Source organism: Methylophilus sp. YYY-1, from assembly GCF_029132825.1.
GTDB lineage: Bacteria > Pseudomonadota > Gammaproteobacteria > Burkholderiales > Methylophilaceae > Methylophilus > Methylophilus glucosoxydans.
Genome location: NZ_WOVG01000001.1, coordinates 29,412 through 47,826, shown reverse-complemented (window position 1 = coordinate 47,826; position 18,415 = coordinate 29,412). Strand labels below are relative to the sequence as shown.

The window sequence follows — 18,415 nt, the reverse complement described above, 5'->3', positions numbered from 1 at the left end:
CTCTCCTCTACTGGCACATTGGATAGAGTAAAGGCCAAAGGATAACCCTACGATCATCTACCAAACGTCAAGGGACAAGACCTCTTAGCCTTGCCCCTTCTTGCAGTATTGATTAGTCGCTTTATGTCAGAACGAAGACGCGCCTGGAATCCAGTTAGTGCCTGCGAGCGGAACCTTGGCCATGGCAGCGGATTCAATCGTGAGTGCCACCAAATCCTCAGGCTCCAAATTATGCAAATGAGATTTACCGCATGCTCTAGCAATCACCTGAGCTTCCATCGTCAGCACAGAGAGATAGTTTGCAAGGCGACGGCCAGCTTTCACCGGATCTAAACGCTTCATCAACTCTGGATCTTGAGTAGTAATCCCTGCAGGGTCCTTACCTTCATGCCAATCATCATAAGCGCCGGCAGTGGTCCCAAGTTTCTGGTATTCCTCTTCCAGATGTGGATCGTTATCACCCAACGCAATTAATGCAGCGGTGCCGATAGCGACAGCGTCTGCGCCCAACGCCAAGGCTTTAGCGACGTCAGCACCATTTCTGATACCCCCCGAAACAATCAGCTGAACTTTACGGTGCATACCCATATCTTGCAGCGCCTGAACAGCTGGTCGAATTGCCGCTAGAATCGGGATACCCACATGTTCAATAAACACCTCTTGTGTGGCAGCGGTCCCACCTTGCATACCATCGAGTACCACAACATCGGCACCCGATTTAACAGCGAGAGTGACATCAAAATATGGACGCGTCGCCCCCACCTTCACATAAATTGGTTTTTCCCAATCTGTGATCTCACGCAGTTCAGCAATCTTAATTTCCAAGTCATCTGGACCAGTCCAGTCTGGATGGCGACAGGCAGAACGTTGATCGACGCCTTTAGGCAAACAACGCATTTTTGCAACACGGTCACTAATTTTCTGGCCCAGCAACATCCCCCCGCCACCAGGCTTCGCGCCTTGGCCAATCACCACTTCAATGGCATCCGCTTTCCGCAGATCATCTGGATTCATGCCATACCGAGAAGGCAAGTATTGATAGACCAGAATCGAAGACTGACCACGCTCCTCAGGCGTCATACCGCCATCCCCAGTGGTTGTACTGGTACCGACTGCGCTTGCTCCACGGCCCAGAGCCTCTTTTGCTGGCCCAGACAGCGCGCCAAAGCTCATGCCCGCAATCGTTACTGGGGTCTTGAGGTGAATAGGTTTCTTGGCATAACGTGTTCCGAGGACCACATCTGTGCCACATTTCTCACGATAGCCTTCAAGTGGGTATCTACTGACAGAAGCCCCCAAGAATAATAGGTCATCGAAATGTGGCAATTTTCGTTTAGCACCCGCGCCACGAATATCATAAATGCCGGTGGCTGCTGCACGGCGAATTTCTGACATCGTTCCCGGATCAAACGTCGCAGAAAAACGCGGTTCTGTTTGCGGAGTTTTTTTAGAGATATCGCTCATGATTAATATGCTCCTGCGTTATCAACATGGAAGTTATAGAGAGTGCGTGCAGAGCCAAATAATTTGAAACTATCCGGATCCACGTCTGCGTGGCCGGACTTGGCCAAAAGATCCACTAAAATATTGCGTGACTCCTGATCCATCTCCTTCTCTTCACAATCGGCACCCAAGCTCTTGACGTTACCGCGCACAAAGAGTCTAGCTTCGTATAATGAGTCGCCTAATGCCTCGCCTGCGTCTCCAAGCACCACCAGATTGCCAGCTTGTGCCATGAATGCGGAAAAGCTGCCCACTGAACCGCCGACCACAATATCAGCCCCTTTGAGCGAGATGCCGCAGCGAAGCCCGGCGTCACCGTCAATGATTAACAAACCACCTTGCGCCGTTGCGCCAGCAGCATTAGAAGCGAAGCCTTTCACATGCACCACGCCTGACATCATATTCTCCGCCACACCAGTAGATGCACTGCCGGTCACAGTGACTGTCGCCAGTTGGTTCATGCCTGCGGCGTAATATCCGGCGTGACCATCGATTGTGACATTCACCTCAGCATTCAGGCCGACTGCGATGTTGTGAGCCCCATTGGGGTTGCTAATGACCACGTTTTTACCACTCAACTCTGCTGCAGGACGATGCAGATATTGATTCACGGTTCTCAACTCGGTATTTTCCAAGTCAAATTTTAGACTTTCCATACATACATCTCCTTTGGTGAAGGTTCAAAAACGTGAGCATTCTTCACATCAGGAAGGTGGGCTAAAGAGCGGAACTCTGAAGCGATCGCGACATAATCATCATGCTCCGCGACCACTGCAGGCTTACATGCAAATGGATCCCTCACCAAGGCCAATTGATCTTTGGTACCCATCAGCAATGTATAGAAACCATCCAGCTCGTCGAAACCATGTTCCAGGGCGGTTTTCAAATCGTCACCTTCACGCATACGCCACTCAAGGAAGCGGCAGGCTGCTTCAGTGTCATTGTCGGTTTCAAAATTGATCCCTTCATGTTGCAGCTTGCGACGGAGGCTGTTGGGGTTAGAAAGAGATCCATTGTGCACCAGGCACCAGTCAGTGCCTGCTGTAAAAGGATGCGCATGCGCTGGCGTAATGGCAGATTCAGTCGCCATCCGTGTATGCCCGACCAAATGCGTGCCACTCAATGCTGGCAAATCATAACGCGCAGCCACATCGGCAGGCAGGCCGGTATCTTTGTACACGTCGATCGATTGACCCACAGAAAGGATATGAATCTGCGGATAGGCTTGCTTGATCCAGCTTTTTACTTTCGCGGTGTCCACTGCGGAGGTGAGAATCGCATGATTCCCCTTCACCGCGAGAGTGACCTGATCTGAGTGCTCAGAATTAAAGTCTCGCTCCAATGCCTTCCATCTAAAATCTGCCGTCGGTGCATACAGGCTATATTTCAACGCATTTGCATCCACAGGCGACGTAAACACAGCCATGCCAGCAGAGTCCGGTCCTCGCTCTGTCATCCCAATCAGCATCGGCATCATCAATTGACCGATATTTGCGCGCATACTCTGGTTTTTAACCAGTAATCCTACAATCCCACACATCATTTTCTCCTATCAATACTTCATGTTCGATGACCAATGCGTCACTCACATCAAACAATTAAAAGAACTCAACATACCTATCAATTTCCCACTGGGAGACATGCCGTTGATAATCTATCCACTCCATGCGTTTGATCTTTAAAAACTCTTGGGCAAGATTTGCCCCCAGCGCATCCATGATGACCGCATCACTCTCAAGCGCATCCAATGCCTCACCCAGATTCTGGGGAAGGATGCCAATCTTCAACGCTTGAAGTTGCTCGGGGCTATAATCGTAGAGATTCTCATCATGCCCCTTGCCTGGGTTTAACTGACGGGCAACGCCATCCAAGCCCGCTGCGATCACAGCTGCGGTTGCAAGATATGGATTACAGCTGCCGTCAGGAAGCCGCAGTTCTAAGCGGCCATAAGGAATACGCACCAATGTCGATCGGTTATTGTTACCGTAACTGATATACGCTGGCGCCCACGTTGAACCGGTTAATGAGCGCCCCACGACCAGCCTTTTGTACGAATTTACGGTCGGATTACATAAGGCGGTCAGTGCCGGGGCATGCGCAAGAATCCCGCCCAGGAAATGGTAAGCCAGGCTAGACAGCCCCAGTCCAGAGGGGTCATTGTCGTCTTGGAACAGGCTTTTCTCTCCATCCCCTATGGACATATGCATGTGCATACCATTGCCTGGCCGATTGCTAAATGGCTTAGGCATGAACGAGCAGATCATGCCCATCTCATTGGCTATTTCACTCGCAGCCATCTTGAATAAAATGTAATCGTCTGCACTTTTGAGACATTCAGAATAGGTGTAGTTAATTTCAAACTGACCATTCGCATCCTCATGATCGATTTGATAAACATCCATCCCTGCCGCAATCAGCGACTCAGTTAACTTACCCAGATACTCAGAGTGTCTTGTGATCCCTTTATAGTCGTAACATGGTTTTTGCAACGTATCAGTTTCATCAAACGGCAGAATCTGACCCTGTTCGTCACGACGCAGTAATGAAAACTCTGGCTCTAATCCTGTGTAGAAGGTCCATCCACGTTCGGATAACCGGGCAATCTGCTTCTTAAGAACGACGCGTGCATCATATTCATGCGGTTTATTATTAACATGCCCATCGCACACCAGTCGCGCATAACCAGGTTGCCAAGGCACCAAGCCGATAGTGCTCAGCTCACCAACCGCCATGTAATCAGGGCCATTGGGTGCAATGCCTGTCCCCCAAATTGCACCACCAGCAAAACCTGCGCCCTTCGTCAGGATATCGTTGAGATGCTCAGCCGGTACTGACTTGACCTTAGCTACCCCATGAATATCGACGAATTGGGCAAGGACGTACTTGACCTTGTTTTCCTGCAAAAACTTTTGTGCTTCCTGCAATGACTTCATTGAGTGCCTCACCTAAAATTTATTAATTAAAATTCGAAACGATCAAGAACTAGTTATCATCTGTTTGAAGTGAACATCCAGGCCAACAGCGCCTCCGCCGAACTCCCCGGCGATTTCGGTGAGCGTGCTCCACATGTAGTTACCATAGCTACCATCGCACCAGAAACGGTAGACCAGCTCACCATTCAGCAATTGGCGGATTAAAGTCACAGACACGCCAGCCACACTGGTCAGCAACACAGCATCCGCAGCAAACGCGCTTTCACTCAGGTCTAGTGCACAAATTTCACTGAATGCACTGTGAAAATGCACGCCGCTCAGAATGAACGAAGCGTCATAACGCGCCACTTGATAAAGATGCTCTGGTGCATCATTTGCATTGATTGCAATCTGCCCCTGGTGGAAACCTTCCAATAAAAACTCACTCCGCCCAAGTCTTAACACCAATCCTCCAGCGTGATCTTTACGCCATGTATTGGGTGCTTCTGGCACGGTAAAACCTTGGGATTCAAGCCATTCAACGGCCTTTGCGCCTTTAATCCCTACTCTGGAAAATGCGCTCACATCACAAATACCGAGCTTCTTCATCCTTTGCATCTCGATATCCGTATTTTCATAACTTAGAACGATTTCCATCCCGTTCAAGATTGCTTTCTTCATCGTTAACCCTGACTGCGCAAAACTGACGGGGGAGAGTCGGTCAAATACCATTTCCATATTTAATCCCCTTCAATAAATGGTGACTGGACAACATAGGCCTCCACCATCTGGCCGCTGTCGGTTCTAATACTCAAGACGTCACCCAACGTTGTATTCGCTGGGGATACATATGCAAACCCGATGAATCTTTGCAGCGTAGGACTCAACGATAGACTGGTGACCCTGCCCTCAATCTGGCCACTCTTGCTGATCACTAAATTACATTCACATGGCACAGGGCCCTGGAAATCTGGCTTAAACGAAAAAGCCACCAGTTTTTTTAGCAGAGGACGTTTGCGGATAATTTGCAAACTGCGTTTACCGATAAAGAAAGGTTTATTGAGGTTGATGGCCCAGTCAGCACCAAGCTCAAAGGGGTTTGTAAGACCATCGGTATCATGCCCCACTAATGGGTGGCCCATTTCCAATCGAAGCAATCTTTGTGCCTCTGTGCCAAATGGTTTAACACGTTCATCAACACTTCCACTGTCTAGCAGCAAATTCCACAACTTAAGCACAGATGAGGCAGGCACATGAATCTCATAGGCCTGGTTAGAGACAAATCCAACGCGAATCACACGTGCCTTTATTTCTGCTATGGACGTATCGGCTACTGCACCTAATAAGAACTGGTCTTCAGAGAGATCCAAAAGGGTGATCTTCTGAAGCACCTTTCTGGCCAATGGCCCGGCAATGTTCACCGCGCCATATGCGCCCGTGACATTGATGAAGGTCACATTCAGGCCCCAAATCTGATTCCACCGCTGCATCTCACGGTAAACCGCGGCGGCATTGCTGGTACTTGCGGTCACATAGAAGAAATTTTCTGCGATCCGGCACGCGACACCGTCATCTACCATCACCCCTGATTCGTCCAGCATTAAGGCATATCGGGAGCGCCCAACCCTTTGATCTTTAAAATTACCAGTATAGAAACGTTCCAAAAATTCAGCGGCATTGGCGCCATGAATCTCTATCTTGCCCAAGGTACTGACATCAATGATGCCGGCTGCACTTCTGACGGCTTTTGCTTCGTTCTGGATAGACTGCTCTTTGGTTTGCCCATCCACGTTGTAGTAGGCTGTACGTTTCCATGCGCCGACATCCGTGAACACTGCACCGTGTTCTGCGTGCCACTGATGCAGCGGGGTATCTCGATGAGGATGCAACCCCCTGCCTGCCAAATGACCTATTGGTGTTGGATGAAAGAAGGGCCGTGCTGTCGTCGTGCCAATTTTATTGACTGGAAGGCTTCTGATACGCGCCAGAATACGAATCGCATTCATATTTGAATGCTTGCCCTGGCTAGGCCCCATGCCAACGGTCGTGAAACGCTTCATTAATTCGATGTTATCGAAGCCTTCCTGAGCCGCATGAATGAAATCTTTTACGCTGATATCCTCGTCGAAATCCACAAAGTTTTTACCTTTGGGATGCATCACAATCGGATAAGGATGGCTAGGCGATGAGCCGGCAAAACTTTCTACGGTGGTGTCGTTTCCAACATACCCCAAATACTTGAGGGCATCAGAGGCAGCACGGGCGCCATCCTGGAGGCGTTGATTCAAGCCAAAAACACCGTTGACCTTACCTGCAGCAAAAATGCCATTGGGCAGTCTTGACGGAACGAATTGGTGTATTTGATCGTCATAACGCATGCCGGTACCAGCTTGATAGAGCAATGCAGCAGCAGGCGCCCAGCCTGCACACATGACGATACCGTCACAGTCAATCTGTATGGATTTCCGAATATCGGCCTGCGCAGAGCCTTCATCGTAATCCGCGACAATCGCGCCTTTGACACCTAACTTGCCGGATACCGGCACAGCTTCATAGATGCAGGCACCGTTATGGATTGGGATGCCTTTATTTGCGACCACACTGGCAATGGCATCTGTCTCTCCATCCGCCCGCATATCAACAATCGCCGCGACCTCTACCCCAGAGGCAATCAGATCAAGCGCCACCCGGTAACCATGGCTATTAGCAGTGACGACTACGCCCTTCAAGAATGGCTTAACGGCGTATCGTGCCATGAGACGTTGCGCGGCGGAACCAAGCATGACACCCGGTAGATCGTTGTTTCTGAACACAGGAGGTTGCTCAAAGGCGCCACTGGCAACAATCACTGCTTTAACACGTACTTTTGTGATTCCAGATTCGTCTACGATTGGGATCAGATGATCAGCATAATATCCGGCTGCATAAGAGTTAGTTTTCACTGTTAAATTAGGCAGCCTTTGTGCTTCACTCAACATGTTTGCTAACTGTTGGTGATGCGCTGAATTGCCTGCATTGTCGTAAGCAAAACTTCCGCCGGGAGTGGAATTTTCATCTACCAAAAGCACCTCTAAGCCTTCACGGGCCGCAGTCAAAGCTGCAGATAACCCTGCAGGGCCAGCGCCAACCACAAGGAGATCGTAATGCGAATGCTGTTTCTTTTTTAAGAGCCGCGGATAGTTAAAGTTCACCACGCCCAAACCAGCTGCATTGCGAATGATGCGCTCCCAAAACGGAAACAAACCACGTGGGGTATGAAATGCTTTGTAATAAAAACCAACGGGTAAGAGCGCCGATATCGAATCAAGAAAGCGCTTCTTATCCGCCATCACCCCGCCGTCAACATTCACTACTTGGAGTTTCATCCCCGCTTTAACCTGAACAACATCGGCTCGGATATTGGTATCGACACCATCTGTCACCATGATGTTGACGTCATGATTTGCCAAGGTAAAAATGCCTCTGGGGCGATGGTATTTAAAACTACGGCCTAATACTTTCTCGCCCGCAGCCCACAAGGCGCTGCTAATCGTATCGCCTTCAAAACCCTCATATTCCTTACCTTCAAATGAGAATTTGATTTTGTTGTTCCGATTGATCCACTCACCGGAAGTATTTTGTAACCTCATGCTCATTGAGCACCTTCCTGTTCATATAAGTAGGTACGTGCTACGTTGTCGGTTAAGGTGTCTCTTTCTGCAACAAACCAGGTTCCGCTTGGGGAGTGATACCACCACTCTTTTTTTAGCCCTGGCGCGCCATTGCGGTTATAAACATAATCGGCCCACTCTTTGTCGCTGCATTCAGCTTCGGGCATATCACGAAGTTCACCACCAAAGACAAATTCGCTTAGCGGTCTCACGCCATTAATCGGGCAAGTAAGTAATTTCATTTCTAATCTTCCTGATGCTTAGTGACCGACCGAAGCCGCACCTTTTTCGCCAGTCAATTCGTACTCTTCAAATCTTGAAAGTCTGAAAGGCTTGATGAGATCTGGTGCCATATCGTTAGCAATCGTGGCAGCCATTGTTTTCCCACTGATCGGTGTGGCCTTGAATCCCCATGTTCCCCACCCGGCATCGAGGTAAAATCCTTCCACCGGTGTCTTGCCCATAATGGGAGAGAAGTCAGGGGTCATGTCTGCCATGCCGCCCCACTGCCTGACGATCTTCACATTGGAGAGGAAGGGGAACATGTCTAACATGTGAGACGTCAGTCCCTCCACAAAGTCTAAAGATGACCTGGTCGAATGAACCTCATAGGGATCCAACGAAGACCCCATGACCAATTCGCCACGGGAAGACTGACTGACGTAGACATGCAAGCTACCGGAAACCAGGATTGAATCCAGCCAGGGCTTCATTGGCTCAGTCACACAGGCTTGCAACGGATGAATAACGATGGGCGTATCAATGCCAGCCATTTTGCAGATGCGGGGAGTAAACCCTGCCACCGCTGAGAGCACTCGGGGGGTAGAGATATAACCTCGGCTCGTTTGTACCCCTTGAACCTTACCGCCCTTGATATCGATGCCAGTCACTTCTGTACTCTGAAATATATCGACACCTAACCTATCGGCGCCGCGGGCGTAACCCCAAGCAACAGCGTCATGCCGAGCCACAGAACCTGGCCCATGATACAAAGCCCCTAAAATTGGCGCATGGCCACTGCAGCTGATGTCTAGCTGAGGACAGGCTTTTGAGATCTCATCCGGACCAACGACATAACTATCCACGCCCACATGTTTATTGACCTCAGCGCGCCAACGCATTGTCCGCATCGCTGATTCTGTATGTGCCAATGTGAAATGGCCGCGCGTTGAATAGAATAGATTGATATCTAACTCTTCGGACAAACCTTCATATATTTTGACGCTGGCATCATAGAAGTTCACGCCCTCTGGGGTCAGGTAATTAGACCTGACAATGGTGGTATTGCGGCCGGTGTTGCCTCCACCCAAGTAACCCTTTTCAAGCACGGCAATATTAGTCATGCCATGGTCTTTAGCCAGATAGTAGGCAGCAGCCAAACCGTGTCCGCCTCCGCCAATAATGACTGCGTCGTAACTTTTCTTAGGGGTCACATTCTCCCTAAAAAACCGAGTCTCTTTGTACTCTTTACTCAACGCATATTTAAGCAATCTTAGAGGCATTCAACGCTCCGCAACGATCCAATATCAATCTCGACATGAAAATTTTATTCCCAGCAGGAAACAACAATTCCATTTATACGCATTGCAAAAACCGCTGTCAACGGCTTTATGAATATTTTTTTCCTCTCAGGAATAAATTTACCTATTTTGCAATGATTTGGTGCATAATTTGGTCTGATGAACACATTTAGAGCATGTGAATATTCTTAAAAAAGTGGCTGAGGATGGGTTAATGACTAAGAAAGAGTTAGTCAATTAATTCTCCAGCAGGAGCTTGATTTACTGTGCCTGTGATAATTGAACGAGAAGAATGGATATGGGAGTTTTAGCCGCCAATGACCTCTGATTTGAAAAAAAATGTTGTCCCTATTACTGAAACAGAATCCAAACCTTTGGGTAAACACTTGGGAAATGTCATCAAAGAGGTCAGAAAACAACATGGCCTGACCATTGCCGATGTCGCTGAGAGAGCGAATATTAGTGTTGGAATGTTCAGTAAAATTGAGAATGGTCATGTATCGACCAGTCTTGAAACATTGGAACAAGTAGCCAACGCGCTTGGCGTAACGCTTTCAAGGCTGTTCCGCGACTACAACGCCCCCTCAGGAAATGCACAATTCGTTAAAAAAGGGCATGGTATGGAAGTGGTACGCCGCGGCACAAAGCTCGGCCACACATATCATTTATTAGCCTATGACCAAGGGCCTCAAAAGACTTTTGAGCCGTTCTTGATCACGCTGGAAGATCAGGCAGAAGAATTCCCCCCTTTTGAACATGGCGGGACTGAATTTATTCATATGCTGGAGGGGGTATTAGAGTACAAGGTAGGCTTGGAGACTTTTTTACTTGAGCCAGGCGACTCACTGACCTTTAGAGGAGACCAGCCGCATCAGCCAGCCAAGCTCATAGAGGTCCCAATCCGTTTCCTGGCTATTATTCATCACGACCCAGTTGATCATTCAGGAGGCAGTGAGTGGACGCAGTCATAAGTATTCGAGATGCACAAGAAAAAGATGCCGCTCAACTAGCCAACCTTCTACATGCGCTATTTAGTATAGAAGCCGATTTCAAACCAGACATGGAGAAACAAAAAGCCGGTTTAACTATGCTGATATCACAACCAGAACATGGGGTAATCAAGGCGGCATTTACAGAAGACGGGAAACTGATTGGGATGGTTAGCGCGCAACTAGTCATTTCCACGGCACAAGGAGCACGCTCTGCTTGGGTAGAGGACATGGTCGTTCATGCAGAATTTAGACAGCAAGGAATTGGTAAAAAATTACTGCAGTCGGCATTGGATTGGGCAAAAGAAAAAGGAGCGACTCGTGCCCAGCTATTGGTCGATATTGAAAATGAACCCGCGATAGGGTATTACCGGCACCTGGGTTGGGAAAGCACTCAGTTAAATGCGAGAAGATTATTTTTATAATTGTTATACATTTTTAACTAGTCACATCTCACCGGCTAAGGTAGGAAAAAATGCTCATTCACAAACTACCTTTTTCTAAGTGGCTAATTTTTGTCACTTGGTAGAAATGAAAACGGAGCTTGCCCCTCCTAAATGGATATCTGGACTTCACCCGCGCTGTTAGACAACCGAATACATGAATCCCACACCAACCCCACAGCATGCATAAAAAATACAGTCATTCACAGACAGGTGTAGAAAAATTTGAAAATGAAAAACCAGCCTAATTAGCCAGAATATATAAGGGAAGTATTGGTGCCGGAGCCTGAACCGAATGTTGCGTTTATGCCAAATATTTAAGCCATTCCATTAAAATACTACATTGTAGTTATACACAATGTTATACATTTTTATAAAAGTCACAGTCTTTAAATCTCATCTCTAAGAACCTCTAATAGCCCATTCGGGCCATAACAATAGACTTTTTGCTTTAACTTAACTTAGGCATAATCGCGAGGGACGTTATTACGCCGTTTTACAAAAATCAAAAATAATTTAGGAGAGGTAGTTTTATGGCTTCAACAATAAAAAAAGCAATTCTCGCAGCATCCATCGCATTAATCAGTTTCAACGCACAAGCCACCTTAACTTCTTATAATTCTAATGGTAAGGATTTAGTTTACAGCTCGGTGAGTGATGCTACTTGGACAAAAGATGGCAACCTACTTGGTAGCATGATTGCAAATTATGGTTTTAATACTGTGGTAAATAATATTTTAAGTGCTAGCCCGACCATCTCAAACTATCCTAACTATTACAGTCCCACCGGAACATATACGCTTAGTGCCGATGATTTCAGTGACACTCAACTAGGTAGAACCACTTGGTTTGGTGCTATGGCATTTGCCAATTATTTAAACAGTATCAGTTATGGAGGTAGTACGCATTGGGAGATACCTACATTCACCAACCCCACTTTTTGTTTTGACAGCGTTGGGGGATCAAATTGTGGATATAACGTAGCTACGAATGGAACAATCGGTGGCGATGAATTACCAGAGCTATTTCATCTGGAATTAGGCAGTAACTCCTTCCGAGATAGAAATGGTTTTAATGTCATAGACCTTGGCCTTCCTTTTGGGATCCAGGATCTCGATAATAAATTTGATAACGAGATGTTTGATGGATATTGGTCTGGTTCAGAATATGGACAACCAAATACAGAAAATACTATTTCATGGTATTTTTTAATGAGTGCTGGTTCAAGGTCAACCAACTACAAGAATGCTTTACTCTATGCTTGGGCTATTACTCCAGGTCAGATCACAATCGTCCCAGAGCCCGAAAGCCTAATGATGCTATTTGCAGGCTTAGGTTTGCTAGGTATTGCAGTACGCCGTAATAAACAAGCATAACTAACACCTGATAAAACAAAGGCCGGGATAACCGGCCTTTATTATTTGTAGGCATGAGAGTTCGAGTCACTTCTTTTTCCACCCTATCTAATACGCCTGATTTCGCGTCAGGTGTATGGCCTAAGTTAATGCCTAGGAGTGGCTTTTGGTGTTGAGTGAAAAATATTCGTGAGTCAAGATAACCCAAAATTAAAATAGTTGCAACTCAGCTCGCCCCACAATTGCGCCACAGTGCGAATGAAAAATAGAGATATTCAAAGAAAAATGAAAAAACAAAAAAACCAGCTAAGTCGCTGGTTTATTTGAGTTTTTACTGGTGCCCGGAGCCGGAATCGAACCGGCACAGCCGTTAAGCCGAGGGATTTTAAGTCCCTTGTGTCTACCAGTTTCACCATCCGGGCGGTAGGTCTAGCAAGCTTTGTATTCTAACACTGTCGTCTATTTTGCATAGCGGCCAGAATGTGTGCTTGAGAGAAATTTGGAGCGGGAAACGAGTCTCGAACTCGCGACCTCAACCTTGGCAAGGTTGCGCTCTACCAACTGAGCTATTCCCGCATATTTACTACATGAGACTGGAGGCGCGAGCCGGAGTCGAACCGGCCTAAACGGCTTTGCAGGCCGCGGCATAACCGCTTTGCTATCGCGCCAGAACCAACAACATAAAAACAACTTATGTTAAAAAGGGAAAGCGGCGCTTTCCCCAGAATTTGGAGCGGGAAACGAGTCTCGAACTCGCGACCTCAACCTTGGCAAGGTTGCGCTCTACCAACTGAGCTATTCCCGCGTATTTCCTTACGTCATGTGTCGTAAAGAAGCTGGCATTTTAATGATTTTGAGACCGGTGTCAAGGAAGATTTTGAAAATAATATTTCTTTTTTCGCCTTGCTTTTTTAGATGGTTTCGCGTATCGCCGGCCACGCTGCACGCAGGTAGTAGCCCATAGAGATCAGGGTCAGCAATGCGGCAATCACGATGAGCCATTCACCCAGCCACTGGATGTTGATGCCAAACAGCGGATCAAACCAAAGTAGCAGGATGATAGCGACCATTTGTGCCGCCGTTTTGATTTTACCGACCATGGCAACGGCGACATTGGCACTTTTACCTATGCTGGCCATCCACTCGCGCAAGGCGCTGATGGCAATTTCACGGCCGATGATAATCAGTGCAACGACAGCGCCGACGCGGTGCAACTCCACCAGCACAATCAAGGCGGCGGCCACCATCAGCTTGTCAGCCACGGGGTCAAGAAACGCGCCAAACTTGGACATTTGGTGATATTTGCGGGCCCAATAGCCATCCAGCCAGTCGGTGAATGAGGCCAGAATAAACACGCTTGCAGCGGTGAGGTTTACCCAGTGTGCTGGCAGCCCGTCGCTGGCGATGGCATTCGCGGGCAAAAAGAAGATACCAACAAACACCGGGATCATCGCGATGCGTAGCAGGGTGAGTATATTGGGGACATTCCACATGGTTATTTTGCTCAGGGCTGTTGCAATGGCTTAATGCAATCGTTCGTATATGGTTTGCGCCAGTGCCAGGCTAATGCCTTCGACTTGTGCAATCTCGTCTATGCTAGCACTTTTTATCGCATCCAGGCCACCAAATCGCGTCAACAAGGCTTTGCGACGCTTGGCCCCTACTCCTTCAATTTCTTCCAGGCTAGAGGTGATGCGGGCTTTGGCGCGCTTGGCCCGGTGGCCGGTAATCGCAAAACGGTGTGCCTCATCGCGGATTTGTTGCAGCAGGTGCAAGCCGGGATTATCCACGGGTAAATTCAGCATTTCGCCAGTGTCGGAGAAAATCATGGTTTCGAGACCCGGTTTGCGCTCTTCTCCCTTGGCAATACCAATCAGCAGTATATCGTCTAGACCGACCTCTTGCATGACCTCCATCGCCACACCCAACTGGCCCTTGCCACCATCAATAAAAATCAGGTCTGGGCGCTTGCCCTCGCCCGCAGCGACTTTTTTATATCGCCGGGTCAGCACATCCCGCATCGCCGCATAATCATCACCTGGCGTGATGCCAGTGACGTTATAGCGGCGATATTCACTGTTTTGCATATCACCCCGGTCAAACACCACGCAACTACCTACCGTGGCTTCACCCATAGTATGGCTAATATCAAAGCATTCAATGCGCTCGGTGTTCTCGGCCAGGTTAAGCGCCTCACGCAAAGAGAGCAAACGCGCCTGCTGGTTGGCCGAAGTCGCCAGCCGTTGTTGCAGCGCCAGCTCGGCATTCGTCTGCGCCATTTTGAGCCAGACTTTTTTATCGCCAATCGCATTGGTCAGCACGCGGATTTTGCGTTCAGCCTGCTCGCTGAGCATGGTTTCAAACTCGGTCTTGTCGATCTCCGCCCCACACACCAGCAAAGGCGGCGTGTTTTGCGCTACATAATACTGGGTAATAAACGCCTCTACCGTTTCTACCAGCTCGGCATCCTGCGCGTTCTTGGGGAAAAAGCTCTTGTCACCCAAATGACGCCCACCACGGATCATCACCAGATTAATGCAGTGCTGGCCCTCAATCTCGGCGCAGGCAATCACATCCGCATCACTCACGCTAAAGTCACTGACAAACTGCTTGGCCTGCACCTGACGCAAGGCCTGAATCCGGTCACGCAACACCGCCGCCTGCTCGTATTCCATCGCCTCGGCTGCAGCATTCATCCCATCCGCTAATGAATCCATCACCTCACTGGTTTTGCCCAGCAAAAATAGCGCCGCGTGGCGCACATCACTCGCATAGTCTTCTTGGGAAATCAGATTCACACACGGTGCAGTACACCGCGCAATCTGATATTGCAAACAAGGTCGTGATCGGTTGGCAAACACGGTGTTTTCACAGGTGCGAAGCTTAAACACCTTTTGCAGCAACTGAATGCTCTCACGCACCGCTGGCGAGCTGGGGAAAGGCCCAAAATACTGATGCCCCTTGCGCTGCGTGCCGCGGTGAAACGCCAGCCGCGGAAACGCATCGCCTGTGAGGCTAATATAGGGATAAGACTTATCGTCGCGAAACAACACGTTATAACGCGGCATGATGCTCTTGATCAGGTTATTCTCAAGCAGCAACGCCTCAGCTTCAGAGCGTGTCACCGTGGTCTCGATATTGGTAATCTGCGACACCATCATTTTGGTACGCGGACTGGCGAGATTTTTATTAAAGTAACTCGAAACCCGCTTTTTTAAATCTTTGGCTTTACCCACATAGATCACAGCATTTTCCGCATTGAGCATGCGGTAAACGCCTGGCAGGTTTGGAAGGTTTTTCAGGATGGGCTTGGGGTCGAACATATGCGTATTCTAGCATTGCCATAAGTAGACTGGTTTCACCTAATTGCACCAGGAGTACTTGAAACAGGGGCATATATGCTTGAACTCATAACTAGACCAAAAACTTCACTTACCTATCTGGAAACGAGCACTATGTGAAATTGAGCTCGCAAAATACGCGCAAACAATACCTGTGTAAGTGTTTAGAAGATCATGGATATTGAACTGAGCACCTAGCTTCTTCTCAGTGCATTTCTCAACGAACTGACGAATAGGAAGCAACTCTTGCTCCGTTAGAATGAACGTAACATCGTGACTGAATTTATTACGTAGCGAGTTGAGATATTTGATGGTCGGCGGAAGATTGTAGGGCTCAGGAAATTCAAGCGTTGAAATTAGCGAAGCTTTTTGACCAAAGGTTAGCTTCGCCCCCTCCCAATCAAACTTCGTAGGCATATACGTGGCAATAAAATGATCTAGGTAGTGCTCGATGATTAGATGACAACTTAGAAAGTAGCCCAGTGATTCGTAGTCGATCGAGTCCAATCGCAGCCATGTAACCTTGCCGTCAGCGATTTCACCTACGAGCGGTGGCATCCAGTGATTTTTCATGTTGTGCTCTAACGAGGGCTGTACATCAAAATTATTGTACAGCCTGAAGCAAGATTATTGTTAACGTGAATTATCATTTTTCAATAAGCTATTGTTGATATTTATACTATATTTAGTAAGCATCACACAAAAGCCTATGAGCTCCATAAAAGATACGCCTAACTAAAAGAACTACCTACCCTAAAAGCTCCCCACCAATCGCCCAATCCTCATACTCCACCTCTTCAAACACGATATAGGTGTAATTAGCTGGTTTATGCGCGTGCTTTTGCAGGGTTTCAGTGATCTCTTTGGCGATTTGTTTTTTCTGCTCTTTGGTGACTGAGCCTGCTAGTTTCACATTGACATAAGGCATATTGACGCTCCTTCTGTGGTTGGTTAAATGATCTTTAAACTAGTGATGATGGCCTGCACCACCGCGGAGAATATCGCGGATGAGGTTGAGCGTGACCACCAGCAGCAGTACTGAAATCAGGATAGAGAGGATGGGGTCTATGCTCATCCAGCCGGTAAAGTAGATGACTACGCCTGCGACCACGGCGGTAACAGAGCCGAGCAAGTCGCCTAGCACATGCAGGAATGCGGCACGGTGGTTTAAGTTAGCATCGCCACCATGATGTTCATGTTGATGGTGCATGTGTTTGGCAACAACAACGTTAACCAGTAAGCCTACCAGAGCAATGATGCTGACATAACCGCCTGCGACTGGCCGCGGATTTTGCAAGCGCTCGATGGCTTCGTAGACAATCCAGCCGGTGACTAGCAGCATGGAGACGGCGTTGATCATGGAGACCCGACGCTCGGTGTGTTTTGAGGCAGGATGCCCACTGCGCGCCTGCTGTGCTGCCCACATCGCAAGGCCAAGGGCCAGCACATCAAACAGCATATGCCATGCGTCGCTGAGCAAGGCTAGCGATTGTGTCCACCAGCCGCCAACAAACTCGACCACGGTAAAGACGGAAATGGCGAGAAATGGCAGCCAAAACGGGTTACCGTGTTCGTGATCATCATGGCGATGCGCGTGTTCATGGCTGTGTTCATGGCTGTGTTCATGGCTGTGTTCATGGCTGTGGTCATGGTCCTGATCGTGGCTGTTCGCATGTGCGTGATCGTGCCCATACGGGCAGCGACCAGAAGAGTGAGAATGTTCGTGAGGTGTATGGCTAGGTTTCATGATGGCATGCTAATGCAAATTAGCTGCTTTTCACAATAGCCTGACTGACATAAAACAGTCTCTAATGAAAAATCTGGGATAATGCTGGCTTGTAGAGAAAATCATCATGTTAAGTTACAGACACGCCTTTCATGCTGGCAACCATGCCGACGTTTTAAAACACTGGATTTTCAGCCTGGTGCTGGATTATTTTAAACAGAAGGATAAGCCTTATTGGGTGGTTGATACCCATGCCGGGGCCGGACTGTATCGCCTGGACAGTAGCGTAGCGAATAAAACAGCGGAATACGTGGATGGCATTTTGCGTTTGCAGCAAAGCCAGGCGCCTGAGCCGTTTCAAATCTATCTGGAGGCTATTGCTGCAGCAAATAAAGATCAGCAGATGCTTTACCCGGGCTCACCTTGGCTGGCCAGCCACCTAATCAACCCGGTGGATAAATTACGCTTGTTTGAGCTACACCCGGCCGATGCGGCTTTGCTGGAACAGCAATTTGCATCACAAAAACGGCAAATCGCGATTCAGCAAAAAGACGGCTTTGAGGGCATCAAGGCTTGCCTGCCGCCACCGACCAAACGCGGGATCGTGCTGATTGATCCGCCTTATGAAGTCAAAGACGATTATGCGCGGGTGGTGGATTGCATTAAAGACAGCCTGAAACGCTTTGCCACAGGCACTTATTTAATCTGGTACCCGCGCTTGCAACGCCCAGAACCGCAGCAAATGATAGACAAGCTGCGCCGACTGGACACCGACTTTTTGCATGTGACGCTGGATGTAGAACAACCTTCAGCCGATGGCTTTGGCATGTATGGCAGTGGCATGTGGGTGATTAACCCGCCATGGACCTTGCGGCAATCGGTAGAGCCACACCTGCCGTGGCTGGCACAAGTGTTAGCGCAAGATGCAGGCGCGCATGCCAGTTGCGAAGGCAAACAGCGCTAGACTGGGTTTGAT

General features: G+C 48.4%; 17 protein-coding genes and 4 tRNA genes. 4 read left to right on the top strand and 17 right to left on the bottom strand.

The window, feature by feature from the left end; all coding sequences use genetic code 11:
- Positions 1-126: 126 nt before the first annotated feature.
- The 8 genes from GOC95_RS00220 to GOC95_RS00185 are packed head-to-tail and all read right to left on the bottom strand — an operon-like array spanning position 127 to position 9,567.
- On the bottom strand, positions 127-1,464 hold the full coding sequence (locus GOC95_RS00220) for an FMN-binding glutamate synthase family protein (RefSeq protein ID WP_275354899.1): 1,338 nt from the start codon (positions 1,462-1,464) through the stop codon (positions 127-129).
- A gap of 2 nt (positions 1,465-1,466) precedes the next feature.
- A complete protein-coding gene (locus GOC95_RS00215) occupies positions 1,467-2,159 on the bottom strand; it encodes a protein glxC (protein ID WP_275354898.1) in 693 nt (230 codons plus the stop codon).
- Positions 2,147-3,043 (bottom strand): glutamine amidotransferase family protein, encoded by an 897-nt coding sequence (locus tag GOC95_RS00210; RefSeq protein ID WP_275354896.1) that lies wholly within the window; start codon positions 3,041-3,043, stop codon positions 2,147-2,149. Before GOC95_RS00210 ends, GOC95_RS00215 begins: the two co-directional genes overlap by 13 nt.
- A 58-nt stretch (positions 3,044-3,101) precedes the next feature.
- Positions 3,102-4,436 (bottom strand): type III glutamate--ammonia ligase, encoded by a 1,335-nt coding sequence (gene glnT / locus GOC95_RS00205; protein ID WP_275354894.1) that lies wholly within the window; start codon positions 4,434-4,436, stop codon positions 3,102-3,104.
- Between the two features lie 42 nt (positions 4,437-4,478).
- Positions 4,479-5,153, bottom strand: a complete 675-nt coding sequence (locus tag GOC95_RS00200; protein WP_275354893.1) for a sarcosine oxidase subunit gamma — start codon at positions 5,151-5,153, stop codon at positions 4,479-4,481.
- 2 nt (positions 5,154-5,155) lie between these two features.
- On the bottom strand, positions 5,156-8,044 hold the full coding sequence (locus GOC95_RS00195; RefSeq protein ID WP_275354891.1) for a 2Fe-2S iron-sulfur cluster-binding protein: 2,889 nt from the start codon (positions 8,042-8,044) through the stop codon (positions 5,156-5,158).
- A gap of 2 nt (positions 8,045-8,046) precedes the next feature.
- Entirely contained in the window at positions 8,047-8,307 is a 261-nt protein-coding gene (locus GOC95_RS00190; protein WP_275354890.1) for a sarcosine oxidase subunit delta, read from the bottom strand.
- 18 nt (positions 8,308-8,325) lie between these two features.
- A complete protein-coding gene (locus tag GOC95_RS00185; RefSeq protein ID WP_194746956.1) occupies positions 8,326-9,567 on the bottom strand; it encodes an FAD-dependent oxidoreductase in 1,242 nt (413 codons plus the stop codon).
- A 335-nt stretch (positions 9,568-9,902) separates the two neighbouring features.
- Between GOC95_RS00185 and GOC95_RS00180 the strand changes: the two genes are divergently transcribed.
- The 3 genes from GOC95_RS00180 (at position 9,903) to GOC95_RS00170 (ending at position 12,393) form a co-directional block, all read left to right on the top strand.
- Positions 9,903-10,556 (top strand): XRE family transcriptional regulator, encoded by a 654-nt coding sequence (locus tag GOC95_RS00180; protein WP_194746957.1) that lies wholly within the window; start codon positions 9,903-9,905, stop codon positions 10,554-10,556.
- Entirely contained in the window at positions 10,541-10,999 is a 459-nt protein-coding gene (locus tag GOC95_RS00175) for a GNAT family N-acetyltransferase (RefSeq protein WP_275354886.1), read from the top strand. Before GOC95_RS00180 ends, GOC95_RS00175 begins: the two co-directional genes overlap by 16 nt.
- A gap of 551 nt (positions 11,000-11,550) precedes the next feature.
- On the top strand, positions 11,551-12,393 hold the full coding sequence (locus GOC95_RS00170; protein ID WP_275354885.1) for a PEP-CTERM sorting domain-containing protein: 843 nt from the start codon (positions 11,551-11,553) through the stop codon (positions 12,391-12,393).
- A gap of 314 nt (positions 12,394-12,707) precedes the next feature.
- Here the strand turns inward: GOC95_RS00170 and GOC95_RS00165 are convergent.
- From GOC95_RS00165 to GOC95_RS00125, 9 genes are all read right to left on the bottom strand, one after another.
- Positions 12,708-12,794 (bottom strand) — tRNA-Leu (locus GOC95_RS00165).
- A 78-nt stretch (positions 12,795-12,872) separates the two neighbouring features.
- A tRNA-Gly gene (locus tag GOC95_RS00160) sits at positions 12,873-12,948 on the bottom strand.
- An 18-nt stretch (positions 12,949-12,966) separates the two neighbouring features.
- Positions 12,967-13,040, bottom strand: a tRNA-Cys gene (locus GOC95_RS00155).
- A gap of 61 nt (positions 13,041-13,101) precedes the next feature.
- Positions 13,102-13,177: transfer RNA gene (locus tag GOC95_RS00150), tRNA-Gly, on the bottom strand.
- Positions 13,178-13,283: 106 nt separating this feature from the next.
- Positions 13,284-13,865 carry a CDP-diacylglycerol--glycerol-3-phosphate 3-phosphatidyltransferase gene (gene pgsA, locus GOC95_RS00145; RefSeq protein WP_275354884.1) on the bottom strand — a complete coding sequence of 194 codons (582 nt, stop codon included), beginning with the start codon at positions 13,863-13,865 and terminating at the stop codon, positions 13,284-13,286.
- A 30-nt stretch (positions 13,866-13,895) separates the two neighbouring features.
- A complete protein-coding gene (gene uvrC, locus GOC95_RS00140; protein WP_275354883.1) occupies positions 13,896-15,695 on the bottom strand; it encodes an excinuclease ABC subunit UvrC in 1,800 nt (599 codons plus the stop codon).
- A gap of 105 nt (positions 15,696-15,800) precedes the next feature.
- Positions 15,801-16,286, bottom strand: coding sequence for a hypothetical protein (locus tag GOC95_RS00135; protein ID WP_275354881.1), 486 nt, complete (start codon positions 16,284-16,286; stop codon positions 15,801-15,803).
- A 175-nt stretch (positions 16,287-16,461) separates the two neighbouring features.
- Positions 16,462-16,641, bottom strand: coding sequence for a 4-oxalocrotonate tautomerase family protein (locus tag GOC95_RS00130; RefSeq protein ID WP_018985002.1), 180 nt, complete (start codon positions 16,639-16,641; stop codon positions 16,462-16,464).
- Positions 16,642-16,680: 39 nt separating this feature from the next.
- Entirely contained in the window at positions 16,681-17,460 is a 780-nt protein-coding gene (locus GOC95_RS00125; RefSeq protein ID WP_275354880.1) for a cation diffusion facilitator family transporter, read from the bottom strand.
- A 106-nt stretch (positions 17,461-17,566) separates the two neighbouring features.
- On the opposite strand from GOC95_RS00125, the gene rlmJ reads away from it, so the two are divergent.
- Complete coding sequence (gene rlmJ, locus GOC95_RS00120; RefSeq protein WP_275354878.1) at positions 17,567-18,403, top strand: 23S rRNA (adenine(2030)-N(6))-methyltransferase RlmJ; 837 nt, start codon at positions 17,567-17,569, stop codon at positions 18,401-18,403.
- The last annotated feature ends 12 nt before the right edge of the window (positions 18,404-18,415 follow it).

What these genes read in the sequence shown, in the direction of transcription:
- GOC95_RS00220 (WP_275354899.1), bottom strand. Translation starts at nt 1,464, where the DNA reads ATGAGCGATATCTCTAAAAAAACTCCGCAAACAGAACCGCGTTTTTCT.
- GOC95_RS00215 (WP_275354898.1), bottom strand. Translation starts at nt 2,159, where the DNA reads ATGGAAAGTCTAAAATTTGACTTGGAAAATACCGAGTTGAGAACCGTG.
- GOC95_RS00210 (WP_275354896.1), bottom strand. Translation starts at nt 3,043, where the DNA reads ATGTGTGGGATTGTAGGATTACTGGTTAAAAACCAGAGTATGCGCGCA.
- glnT (WP_275354894.1), bottom strand. Translation starts at nt 4,436, where the DNA reads ATGAAGTCATTGCAGGAAGCACAAAAGTTTTTGCAGGAAAACAAGGTC.
- GOC95_RS00200 (WP_275354893.1), bottom strand. Translation starts at nt 5,153, where the DNA reads ATGGAAATGGTATTTGACCGACTCTCCCCCGTCAGTTTTGCGCAGTCA.
- GOC95_RS00195 (WP_275354891.1), bottom strand. Translation starts at nt 8,044, where the DNA reads ATGAGGTTACAAAATACTTCCGGTGAGTGGATCAATCGGAACAACAAA.
- GOC95_RS00190 (WP_275354890.1), bottom strand. Translation starts at nt 8,307, where the DNA reads ATGAAATTACTTACTTGCCCGATTAATGGCGTGAGACCGCTAAGCGAA.
- GOC95_RS00185 (WP_194746956.1), bottom strand. Translation starts at nt 9,567, where the DNA reads ATGCCTCTAAGATTGCTTAAATATGCGTTGAGTAAAGAGTACAAAGAG.
- GOC95_RS00180 (WP_194746957.1), top strand. Translation starts at nt 9,903, where the DNA reads ATGACCTCTGATTTGAAAAAAAATGTTGTCCCTATTACTGAAACAGAA.
- GOC95_RS00170 (WP_275354885.1), top strand. Translation starts at nt 11,551, where the DNA reads ATGGCTTCAACAATAAAAAAAGCAATTCTCGCAGCATCCATCGCATTA.
- pgsA (WP_275354884.1), bottom strand. Translation starts at nt 13,865, where the DNA reads ATGTGGAATGTCCCCAATATACTCACCCTGCTACGCATCGCGATGATC.
- uvrC (WP_275354883.1), bottom strand. Translation starts at nt 15,695, where the DNA reads ATGTTCGACCCCAAGCCCATCCTGAAAAACCTTCCAAACCTGCCAGGC.
- GOC95_RS00135 (WP_275354881.1), bottom strand. Translation starts at nt 16,286, where the DNA reads ATGAAAAATCACTGGATGCCACCGCTCGTAGGTGAAATCGCTGACGGC.
- GOC95_RS00130 (WP_018985002.1), bottom strand. Translation starts at nt 16,641, where the DNA reads ATGCCTTATGTCAATGTGAAACTAGCAGGCTCAGTCACCAAAGAGCAG.
- GOC95_RS00125 (WP_275354880.1), bottom strand. Translation starts at nt 17,460, where the DNA reads ATGAAACCTAGCCATACACCTCACGAACATTCTCACTCTTCTGGTCGC.
- rlmJ (WP_275354878.1), top strand. Translation starts at nt 17,567, where the DNA reads ATGTTAAGTTACAGACACGCCTTTCATGCTGGCAACCATGCCGACGTT.